Origin of the sequence: Phytobacter sp. V69, assembly GCF_965644215.1 — a bacterium.
Taxonomy (GTDB): Bacteria; Pseudomonadota; Gammaproteobacteria; order Enterobacterales; family Enterobacteriaceae; genus Phytobacter.
Window position 1 is genome coordinate 1 of sequence record NZ_CBFFRL010000039.1, and the last position, 10,468, is coordinate 10,468.

Sequence of the window (10,468 nt, forward strand, 5' to 3'; positions counted from 1 at the left end):
GTTAAAGAGCAGTTGCGACGCGCTTTAGCGCTTTGTCGCGAGGTGGCGTATATTACGCTTTCCTCATTCAGAGTCAAGCATTTAATTTCGCTTTTCTCTGTCGGGATTCTCAGGAGAACCCCGCTGACCCGGCGGCCTGTTTGCCGTTGTTCCGTGTCAGTGGAGGCGCAGTATAGGGATTTATTTCGGGCTGACAAGCGCTAAATTCAAAAAAGTTTTTAACCGTCTCTTTTTTCAACAAGACGCGGAAAAAAGCAGCGTAAAGGGCCTGTTTTGCTGTTTTTGCCACCACAGAAATAGCCCCGGTGGCATACTAAAGCGTGAATAAGAACAAAAGGAAGCCATACATGTCGTTGAACGCACAACAGCTTGCCGCGCAAAAAAACCTCTCATGGGTGCTGGCTGAGAAACTGGCACAGCAAATTCTGAGAGGCGAATATGCCCCGGGTAGTATTTTGCCCGGTGAGATGGAGCTGGGTGAGCAGTTCGGTGTGAGCCGTACGGCGGTAAGGGAAGCGGTGAAGACATTAACGGCGAAGGGCATGGTCCTGCCTCGTCCGCGAATTGGCACCCGCGTGATGCCCAGAGAAAACTGGAACTTCCTTGATAAGGAATTACTGGTCTGGTGGATGAGTGAGGATAATTTTCACGAAGTCATCCAGCACTTCCTTATTATGCGTAGCAGTCTCGAACCACAGGCTTGCCAGCTGGCAGCGCGTTTAGGCAGTGCGGAGCAAAAAGCCCATCTCAATACATTAATGGAAGAGATGGTGCATCTGAAAAAGCACTTTAACCGTGAGCGCTGGATTGAAGTCGATATGTCCTGGCACGAACATATTTATACGATGAGTGCTAATCCTTTTCTTATCTCTTTCGCAACGCTGTTTCATTCTATATACCATACCTACTTTACTTCCATCACCCAGGACCAGGTCATAAAGCTCGATCTCCATCAGGCTATCGTTGACGCGATTCAGGAAAGTGATGGGGAAAATGCCTTTCTGGCCTGCCAGACTCTGTTGAAGACGCCAAACGTGCCCGCGGCAAAATAACAGGACTAAGAATGACTGAAAAGAAAGCTCGCTGTATGGCCGGATTGCCGTGGATTGCGGCCATGGCCTTCTTTATGCAGGCGCTGGATGCCACCATATTGAACACCGCACTACCTGCTATCGCACACAGCCTTGATCGTTCCCCTCTCGCCATGCAGTCCGCCATTATCAGTTACACCCTGACTGTCGCCATGCTGATTCCAGCCAGCGGTTGGCTGGCGGACCGCTTTGGTACCCGACGTATCTTCATGCTGGCCGTCACCCTCTTTACGCTGGGATCGCTGGCCTGCGCGCTTTCGACATCGCTCGGGTCACTGGTGTTCTTTCGCGTGATTCAGGGGATCGGTGGCGCAATGATGATGCCGGTCGCTCGCCTGGCGCTGTTACGCGCTTACCCGCGCAGCGAGCTGCTGCCGGTGCTCAACTTTGTCACCATGCCAGGCCTGGTTGGCCCCATCCTCGGCCCGGTACTGGGCGGCGTGCTGGTGACCTGGGCCAGCTGGCACTGGATATTCCTGATTAATATTCCGATTGGCATCGCCGGGATCTTATATGCGCGTAAATATATGCCGAACTTCACCACGCCGCGCAAAAGCTTCGATACCGGCGGCTTTTTCCTCTTCGGCCTGAGCCTGGTGCTGTTTTCCAGCGGTATGGAGCTGTTCGGCGAGAAAATTGTCGCCAGCTGGCTGGCATCGGCCGTCATCCTGAGCGGCATACTGTTATTCCTTCTTTATATACGTCATGCACGCCGTCACCCTACGCCGCTCATCTCGCTCAACCTGTTTAAGACGCGAACCTTCTCTGTCGGCATTGTCGGTAATATTGCTTCCCGCCTGGGAACGGGCTGTGTGCCCTTTTTAATGCCGCTGATGCTGCAGGTTGGTTTTGGTTATCCCGCGTTGATCGCCGGCTGCATGATGGCACCCACCGCAATGGGGTCGATTCTGGCAAAATCGCTGGTCACTCAGGTGCTGCGCCGTCTGGGTTACAGGAAAACGCTGGTCGGCATTACGCTGTTTATCGGTTTGATGATTGCGCAGTTCTCTTTGCAATCGCCGTCAATGGCTGTATGGCTGCTGATATTACCGTTGTTCATCCTGGGGATGGCCATGTCCACGCAATTCACCGCGATGAACACCATTACGCTCGCCGACCTGACGGACGAAAATGCCAGTAGCGGCAATAGCGTTCTGGCCGTAACGCAACAGCTGTCAATCAGTCTTGGGGTTGCCGTCAGTGCGGCAGTCTTGCGGTTTTATGAAGGGTTTGACAGCGCGAACACCGTGGAACAGTTTCACTATACCTTTGTGACGATGGGAGCCATCACCCTGGTATCCGCACTGACCTTTATGCTGCTAAAACCCAAAGATGGCCGTAACCTGATCAAAGAGAAGCATTAATGCTATGCCGAGCCGCGCTCCATCAACACCGGCGTAAGCTGTAGCCGCTGTTGCTGTTGCGTAGGGTCGGAAATACGGTGAATCAGCACATCGATCGCCAGCTCACCCAGTTCATCTTTCGGCTGATGGATGGTGGTGAGCGGCGGCGTCATATACTGCGCCAGTTCAATGTCGTCATAGCCAACCACCGCGATATCCTGCGGCACGCGCAGCCCGGCCTCATACAGCGCCAGGTAAGCACCCACCGCCATCGCATCATTACAGATAAACACCGCCTGCGGACGCACGTCCAGCGCCAGCAGCATCTGCATGGCTTCAAAGCCGCCGCTAAACTCGAAGTTGCCGATAAGTTCATTACCGTCGTGGATAGTCAATCCCGCGCGGGCCATCGCATCACGATAACCTTCAAGACGCAGACGCGCCGGGGTTTTATCCAGCGGCCCGGCAATACAGGCAATATGGGTATGATCTTTGTCGATCAGGTACTGCGTTGCCATGTCGCCGCCGAGCAGAGAATTATCCTGAATCAGGTCACTGTCGCCATCAAAGGGAGCCCAGTCCATCATGACGGTTGGGATCGAGGGATAACGCTGGATAATCTCTTTCGAAGGTTGATGCGTTTCCGTACACAGCAATAACAACCCGTCGACGCGCTTTTGCATCAGCGTTTCCAGATTGCTGTTCATGCGCTGCTCATCCCCTTCGGTGTTGCATAACACCAGGCTGTAACCACGTTCGAAACAGCTACGTTCCACCCCGCGCACCAGCTCAGAGTAGAAGGGGTTGGTACTGGCGGTAATCAGCATCCCGATGGTTCGGGTCTGATTGATTTTCAGGCTACGCGCCAGGGCTGACGGCGCGTAGTTCAGTTCCTTAATAGCGAGCTCCACCTTTTCGCGGATGGCATCACTGACAAAGCGATCTTTATTGATGACATGCGAAACGGTCGACGTCGATACGCCCGCCATCCGGGCCACATCCTTCATCGTAGCCAATCATCACCCCTGCTCAGCCAGGAAATCGTCAATTTCTTTGCGCCACGGAACAGACGGTTGCGCGCCTTTACGGGTGACAGCAATGGCCGCCGCCGCGTGAGCAAAACGAATAGCATCATCCAGAGCCAGGTCTTCCAGCAGCGCGGTCATCAGTGCGCCATTGAAGGTATCCCCGGCGGCGATGGTATCAATGGCTTTTACTTTAAAGCCTGGAACGCGGCGGCCTTCGCCTTTCACGCTTGCCCAGACACCACGGCTTCCCAGCGTAATGATAACCGTATCAATGCCTTTGGCATGTAACGCCTGCGCCGCGCGCGCCGCATCGTCATCGCTGGCCACGTTAATGCCCGTCAGTTTCTCGGCTTCGGTTTCATTCGGCGTGATGATATCCACCAGCGCCAGCAATTCATCCGACAGGTCACGCGCAGGTGCGGGGTTAAGCGCCACGATAGTCTGGTTCTGATGCGCGATACGGGCTGCGGCCAGTACGCTTTCAACCGGAGATTCCAGTTGCATCAGCAGCGCGGAAGCCTGGGCAATACGCTCACGCTGTGCATCAACAAGCACCGGAGAGAGCGCTGCATTCGCACCCGCATGAATACCGATGACATTCTCACCTTCGCCATTCACAAAAATCAGCGCGACACCGGTCGACTCATTAGCAATCACGCTAACAGGTGCCACATCGATATTGTCGCTGATCAGTTGCTGGCGGACACGTTCACCGGTGTCGTCATCACCCGTGCAGGCAATGAAGGCAATATCCGCACCGCTGCGCCCGGCAGCCACCGCCTGGTTCGCCCCTTTACCGCCAAATGCAATCTGGTATTGCGTGCCGGTAACGGTTTCGCCGGGGGTTGGGAACGATTCAAGGTTAAGAATGTGATCGGCATTAATGCTACCGAGGACAACAAGTTTGCCTGAGGTTTTCATGATGAGCGTGTCCATTAAAATGCGCCACCCGGCTAACGGGTGGCGCGAGCCCTGCTTTTCTTGATGCTTTTTCAGACCACCTTTTGAGATGGCCCGACGATTTTTATTGTTTGATAACCAGCTTCAGGTCTACCGGGATCTTAGCGTGGACTTTTTCACCTTTCAGTACTTGTACTGCGGTGTCTACGCCTTTCGCGCCAATCATTTCCGGAAGCTGAGCAATCGTCGCAGCCATTTTGCCGTCATTCACTGCTTTTACGCCATCAGGCGTACCGTCAAACCCAACCACCATCACATCTGTTTTACCGGCAGTTTGCAGCGCACGCATCGCACCCAGCGCCATTTCATCGTTCTGTGCAAACACAGCCTGTACATCCGGGTGAGCGGTCAGCAGGTTCTGCATAACGTTCAGGCCTTTTGTACGGTCAAAGTCAGCCGGCTGACTCGCCAGAACGTTAAATTTGTGGGCAGCAACAGCCTGTTGGAAGCCTTCGCCACGCTCACGGGCAGCAGAGGTCCCCGCAATACCCTGCAGTTCGATAACTTTCGCGCCTTCACCGGCTTTCTTGGCAATGTAGTCGCCAGCGATTTTACCGCCCAGTACGTTATCAGAAGCTATATGGCTGACCACTTCACCTTTAGCCGCCGCACGGTCAAGGGTGATTACCGGGATTTTAGCCTGGTTCGCCATCTTCACGGCGTTACCTACAGCGTCGGAATCAGTCGGGTTGATCAGCAGCAGTTTAGTACCGCGTACCGTTAAATCCTGAACGTTAGCCAGCTCTTTTGCCGGGTTATTTTGTGAATCCAGCACAACCAGGTCGTAGCCCAGTTTGTCCGCTTCTTTCTGCGCACCGTCTTTCAGGCTGACAAAGAACGGGTTGTTCAGTGTGGAAATAACCAATGCAATCGTGTCTTTTGCCATCGCGTTCGCGCTTACGGTGGCGCTCAGTGCAACAGCAGAAACCAGAGTGGCCAGTTTTTTCATGTTCATATCATGATGTCCTGTAGTGTAGGTAATTACTGCTTTTTGTTGTCTACCAGCACCGCCAGCAGAATCACCACTGCTTTAACGATCATCTGGTAATAGGAGGAAACACTTAACAAATTCAATCCATTATTCAGGAAGCCGAGAATCAGTGCGCCGATCAATGTCCCAACAATGCGCCCTTTACCGCCCGCCAGACTGGTACCACCCAACACCACCGCGGCGATATCATCCAGCTCATAGCCGGTACCTGCCGTCGGTTGTCCCGAGGAGAGGCGCGCAACTTCAATGATGCCCGCCAGCGACGCCAGCAGACCGCACAGGGAATAGACAATCACTTTCACTTTATCAACGCTGATACCGGATAAGCGCGTTGCCGCTTCTATTTCCGCCGAGCGCATAGATATAGCGGCCCAGGCGGGTGTGATGCAGCAGGTACCAGGTGGCGATAAAGACAATCGCCATAATCCATACCGGCGTCGGGATCCCCAGCGGGCGACCAATACCAAACCAGCCAAAGATATCGGCATTATCGGTAAAGCCGGTATTAACCGGACTACCATTGGTGTACACCAGCGTCACACCGCGCAGTAACAGCATCATGACCAGGGTCGCGATAAACGCCTGTACTCGCCCTTTCGCCACGATAGTGCCCGTTATCGCACCAACAGCCGCCCCTAATGCCAGAGCGGCGGCGACAGCCACCAGCGCATTCACTTCCATCCCGACGAGCGACGCGGCGACCGCACCGGTCAACGCCAGCAGCGAACCGACGGACAGATCGATCCCGGAAGTTAAAATAACCAGCGTCATGCCAACCGCCATAATGGCGTTCACCGAGGTCTGCTGCAGGATATTGAGCAGGTTATTGACGGTAAAAAAGTTCGGACTCATGGTCGACACAATGGCAATCAGCACCAGCAAAGCGATCAGCGATTTTTGTTCCATCAACCACGCTTTGGTGAAATAGCGGCGACCAGAAACAGCCTGGGTAGTCATCTTTTTTACTCCTGATTCACACGATTAAGCTTGCCCACTGCGGCAGCCATCAATACTTCCTGTGTGGCCTGCTCGCGCGTGAATTCACCGCCGAGATGCCCTTCATGCATCACCATGATGCGATCGCTCATGCCTAACACCTCTGGCATTTCCGATGACACCAGAATGATGCTCAGGCCGTCGGCCTTAAACTGGTTAATAAGCTGATAAATCTCTTTTTTCGCCCCCACGTCAACGCCGCGAGTCGGCTCATCAAGGATCAGCACTTTCGGGCGCGTCATAAGCCCGCGGGCAATGGCCACTTTCTGCTGATTTCCGCCGGAAAGCAGACCAATCGCCTGTTCCATTGACGGGGTTTTGACATTGAACAGACGAATGAAATCACTCACCGCCTGCTGCTCTTCTTTATGTTTTAAATTGCCACCCGGGCGGCTGAAATAACCCAGCGCCGTCAGCGACATGTTCTCTTTCACCGACATGCCCAGCACTAAGCCGTCACGTTTACGATCTTCGGAGATGTAAACGATACCGTTCGCCAGGCCATCCTGCGGTGAACGGGTGACAACTTCATGGCCATCCAGCGTCACGCTCCCGCTGGTACGCGGCAGTGCGCCATACAGCACTTTCATCAGTTCGGTGCGCCCGGCACCCATCAGCCCCGCTACGCCCAGAATCTCGCCTTTGCGCAGGGTAAAACTCACGTTGTTCACGCCCGGCCCGCACAGATTGTCGACGTTAAGACGAATGTCGCCCGGCGCTTTGTCGAGGCGCGGATACTGTTCTTCCAGCTTGCGCCCGACCATCATTTCGATAAGCGTATCTTCGGTAAGCGATGCCACTTCGCGTTCGGCAATAAACTGCCCATCGCGGAAGACAGTGACGTCATCGCAAATCTCGAAAATCTCTTTCATACGGTGAGAGATATAGACAATGCCGCGCCCCTGCGCTTTCAGTTCGCGGATAACGCGGAACAGGGATTCGGTTTCGGTATCGGTCAGGGCATCGGTCGGTTCATCCATAATGATGACCTGCGACTCGTAGCTCAGGACTTTCGCAATCTCGACCATCTGCTGATCGCCAATGGACAGTTTGCCCACCAGCCTGTCGCTTTTGAAGCGGAGATTCAGTTTGAGCAGCAGCTTATCGGCTTCGGCATACATCTTTTTCCAGTCGATTTTGCCAAAGCGATTAACGAACTCACGGCCAATAAAGATGTTCTCGGCAATGGTGAGCTGCGGGATCAGGTTGAGTTCCTGGTGAATGATGCCGATACCGGCTTCCTGGGAGGATTTCGGCCCGGTAAACGCGGTCTCTTTACCCAGCCACAATAATGAACCAGCATCGCGGGTGTAGATCCCCGTCAGTACTTTCATCATCGTGGATTTACCCGCACCGTTCTCACCCACCAGCGCCATGACGCGGCCAGGATAAACGTTTAACGCAGCACCGGATAAGGCTTTAACGCCCGGGAACGCTTTATCGATCCCTTTGAGTTGCAGTAATGCGTCCATGATGGCCTCAGAAAGTGACGCCAGCGCAGAGAATAATATTCGCATACGGGGAACATTCCCCGCTGCGAATTACCGCCTGACTGTCTGCGGTCTGTTTTTTGAATTGTTCGTGTGAAACGTAACGAACGTCTATGGTGTTACCCTGGTGTTGTTGCAGTTGCTCAATGTGTTTGAGCAACGTTTCATGGAGCTGCGGATTATGCTGTTCGATTTCCGACGCGAGGATAGCTGCTTCAACCTGCATCTCGGTGGTGACCACGCCCAGAACCTGCATAAAGGACGGAACCCCCTGGGTTAACGCCATATCAATACGCGCAGTGCTTTTTGGCACAGGCAAGCCTGCATCACAGACCACCAGCGTATCGGTATGCCCAAGGCGGGAGATGACCGACGAGATTTCAGCGTTAAGAACAGTACCTTTTTTCATTTTCATGCTCCATTAGCGAAACGTTTCGCTGATCTCAGTGTAGACCTGAGAATGTTCAGAAAACCACCATGGCGTTACAGAAGTGTGATCGAAATCGAAACGTTTCGCTCGCGTTGCAGAAAGAAAACACAAGTTGTCTTACATAAGTAAAACTTCGGGAGCGAAATAACAAAAACCCCTCAACAATAGGGGTTTTTAAAGAGCTTTATATTTCGACCTGAGTACCGAGCTCAATAACCCGGTTGGGCGGGATTTCAAACTGGTCAGGCGCACGCAGCGCATTGCGTTGTAACAGCAGATACAGCTTGCCGCGCAGGCGCAGATACCATGGCCGTTTGCCCACAATCAGCGACTCGTGAGACATAAAGAAGGAGGTCTCCATCATGCGGCAACTGAGACCTTCCAGGCCGCAGCGGTGGAAGACCTCTTCCACATTTGGCGTTTCACGCCAGCCGTAACTGGCCACCACACGCCAGAACGTCGGCGACAATTGCTCAATCTGCACGCGACGCACGTTGTGCACATAAGGCGCATCTTCCGTACGCAGCGTCAGCAGGATCACCCGCTCATGCAGCACCTTGTTGTGCTTGAGGTTATGCAGCATGGCAAACGGAATCACATTCAACGCGCGTGACATATATACCGCAGTACCCGGTACACGTACCGGCGGCGATTTTTCCAGTGAAGCAATCATCGCTTCCAGTGAATTGCCGTGCTCATGCATGCGACGCAGCAAACGGAAGCGCTCGCTCTTCCACGTCGTCATCACGATGAACATCACCAGACCTAAACTTAGCGGCAGCCAGCCACCGGACAGCAGCTTATCGAGGTTCGCCGAGAAAAGCGGTACGTCAATGCACAGGAACATCGTGAGCAATAACCCCACCACCAGTTTGTTCCAGTGCCAGTTCTTACGCGCCACGGTCATCGAAAGAATAGACGTCAACACCATCGTGCCGGTCACCGCAATACCGTAAGCCGCCGCCAGATTACTGGAGTGTTCAAAGCTCACGATAACGATAACCACCGCGAAATAGAGCAGCCAGTTAATAAAAGGAATATAGATCTGACCGGATTCCATCTCCGAGGTGTGGATAATGCGCATTGGTGAGAGATAGCCCAGACGCACGGCCTGACGCGTCAGTGAGAACACCCCCGAAATCACCGCCTGAGATGCGATAACCGTCGCCAGGGTCGCGATGATCAACATCGGGATCAGCGCCCACTCGGGTGCCAGCAGGAAAAAGGGGTTTTTGATGGCTTCGGGGGTTTTCAGCAACAGCGCACCCTGGCCAAAGTAATTAAGCACCAGCGATGGCAGGACCACGATAAACCACGCAACGCGGATAGGCAGCTTACCGAAATGGCCCATATCCGCATACAGCGCTTCGACCCCGGTGATAGACAGCACTACCGCGCCGAGCGCAACGAAAGAGACCGTTTTATATTGCAGGAAGAAATTGACCGCCCACGCCGGGTTCAGCGCCTGCAGAACTTCCGGGTTCGAAATGATACCGCGCGCGCCCAGCACCGCCAGAATCAAAAACCACGCCAGCATAATAGGAGCGAAGAGTTTCCCCACTAGCCCCGTGCCATGCTTTTGGATCATGAACAACAACGTGAGCACCAGAATGGACAGCGGGACAATCCACGTATCCAGCGATGGTGCAACGATTTCCAGCCCCTCTATGGCCGACATCACCGAGATGGCGGGTGTTATGACCACTTCACCATAGAAGAAACTGCCGCCAATAAGCCCCATGATAACGAGCACGGAGGTCATTCTGGCTGAGGTATTTCGTCCCGCCAGCGACATCAGCGTTAAGATCCCGCCTTCACCGGCATTGTCTGCGCGCATAACAAAGGTGAGGTATTTAACCGAGACGACCAGAATCAGCAGCCAGAAGATGAGCGACAAAAAGCCGAAGACGGCGTCGCGTTCTACTCCAAAACCAAACTGACCTGACAAACATTCACGAAGTGTATAAAGCGGGCTGGTGCCAATATCACCGTAGACAACCCCAATAGCCGCGAGTGTTATCGCGGGCAACGATTGCTTATTATCAGTGCTCATAGACTAATCTTTTGTTTGAATGACAAATGTGTGCTTAGTCCCTTGGCCCACAAAAAGCGCACAGTATGCACGATTATTTATGAAAT

7 protein-coding genes and 2 pseudogenes are annotated in these 10,468 nt (G+C 53.6%); 2 read left to right on the top strand and 7 right to left on the bottom strand.

Annotated features, from left to right (window positions below; genetic code table 11):
* The first annotated feature begins 347 nt into the window (after positions 1 to 347).
* Together ACSZPU_RS07770 and mdtD are read left to right on the top strand one after the other, a co-directional pair.
* Positions 348 to 1,052: a FadR/GntR family transcriptional regulator gene (locus ACSZPU_RS07770; RefSeq protein WP_498997226.1), complete on the top strand. Its 705-nt coding sequence runs from the start codon at positions 348 to 350 to the stop codon at positions 1,050 to 1,052.
* Positions 1,053 to 1,063: 11 nt separating this feature from the next.
* A pseudogene (gene mdtD / locus ACSZPU_RS07775) lies at positions 1,064 to 2,492 on the top strand (multidrug transporter subunit MdtD).
* On the opposite strand, the gene rbsR reads toward mdtD, so the two are convergent.
* The 7 genes and pseudogenes from rbsR to kup form a co-directional block, all read right to left on the bottom strand.
* A complete protein-coding gene (gene rbsR / locus ACSZPU_RS07780) occupies positions 2,458 to 3,450 on the bottom strand; it encodes a ribose operon transcriptional repressor RbsR (RefSeq protein ID WP_498997229.1) in 993 nt (330 codons plus the stop codon). The pseudogene mdtD and the gene rbsR sit on opposite strands and share 35 nt — an antisense overlap.
* Before the next feature lie 3 nt (positions 3,451 to 3,453).
* Positions 3,454 to 4,383: a ribokinase gene (rbsK, locus tag ACSZPU_RS07785; protein ID WP_498997272.1), complete on the bottom strand. Its 930-nt coding sequence runs from the start codon at positions 4,381 to 4,383 to the stop codon at positions 3,454 to 3,456.
* 103 nt (positions 4,384 to 4,486) lie between these two features.
* The gene (rbsB, locus tag ACSZPU_RS07790) at positions 4,487 to 5,377 is read right to left on the bottom strand and encodes a ribose ABC transporter substrate-binding protein RbsB (protein WP_498997231.1); all 891 of its coding nucleotides are present in this window, start codon (positions 5,375 to 5,377) and stop codon (positions 4,487 to 4,489) included.
* A 26-nt stretch (positions 5,378 to 5,403) separates the two neighbouring features.
* Positions 5,404 to 6,370, bottom strand: a pseudogene (gene rbsC, locus ACSZPU_RS07795) (ribose ABC transporter permease).
* A gap of 5 nt (positions 6,371 to 6,375) precedes the next feature.
* Entirely contained in the window at positions 6,376 to 7,881 is a 1,506-nt protein-coding gene (gene rbsA / locus ACSZPU_RS07800; RefSeq protein ID WP_498997275.1) for a ribose ABC transporter ATP-binding protein RbsA, read from the bottom strand.
* 7 nt (positions 7,882 to 7,888) lie between these two features.
* Positions 7,889 to 8,308, bottom strand: a complete 420-nt coding sequence (gene rbsD, locus ACSZPU_RS07805) for a D-ribose pyranase (RefSeq protein WP_498997233.1) — start codon at positions 8,306 to 8,308, stop codon at positions 7,889 to 7,891.
* Positions 8,309 to 8,513: 205 nt separating this feature from the next.
* Complete coding sequence (gene kup, locus ACSZPU_RS07810) at positions 8,514 to 10,382, bottom strand: low affinity potassium transporter Kup (RefSeq protein ID WP_498997234.1); 1,869 nt, start codon at positions 10,380 to 10,382, stop codon at positions 8,514 to 8,516.
* Between the last annotated feature and the right edge of the window lie 86 nt (positions 10,383 to 10,468).

Bases quoted from the DNA above. Each gene is read 5' to 3' on its own strand.
- ACSZPU_RS07770 (WP_498997226.1), top strand. From the start codon at position 348: ATGTCGTTGAACGCACAACAGCTTGCCGCGCAAAAAAACCTCTCATGG.
- rbsK (WP_498997272.1), bottom strand. From the start codon at position 4,383: ATGAAAACCTCAGGCAAACTTGTTGTCCTCGGTAGCATTAATGCCGAT.
- rbsB (WP_498997231.1), bottom strand. From the start codon at position 5,377: ATGAACATGAAAAAACTGGCCACTCTGGTTTCTGCTGTTGCACTGAGC.
- rbsA (WP_498997275.1), bottom strand. From the start codon at position 7,881: ATGGACGCATTACTGCAACTCAAAGGGATCGATAAAGCGTTCCCGGGC.
- rbsD (WP_498997233.1), bottom strand. From the start codon at position 8,308: ATGAAAAAAGGTACTGTTCTTAACGCTGAAATCTCGTCGGTCATCTCC.
- kup (WP_498997234.1), bottom strand. From the start codon at position 10,382: ATGAGCACTGATAATAAGCAATCGTTGCCCGCGATAACACTCGCGGCT.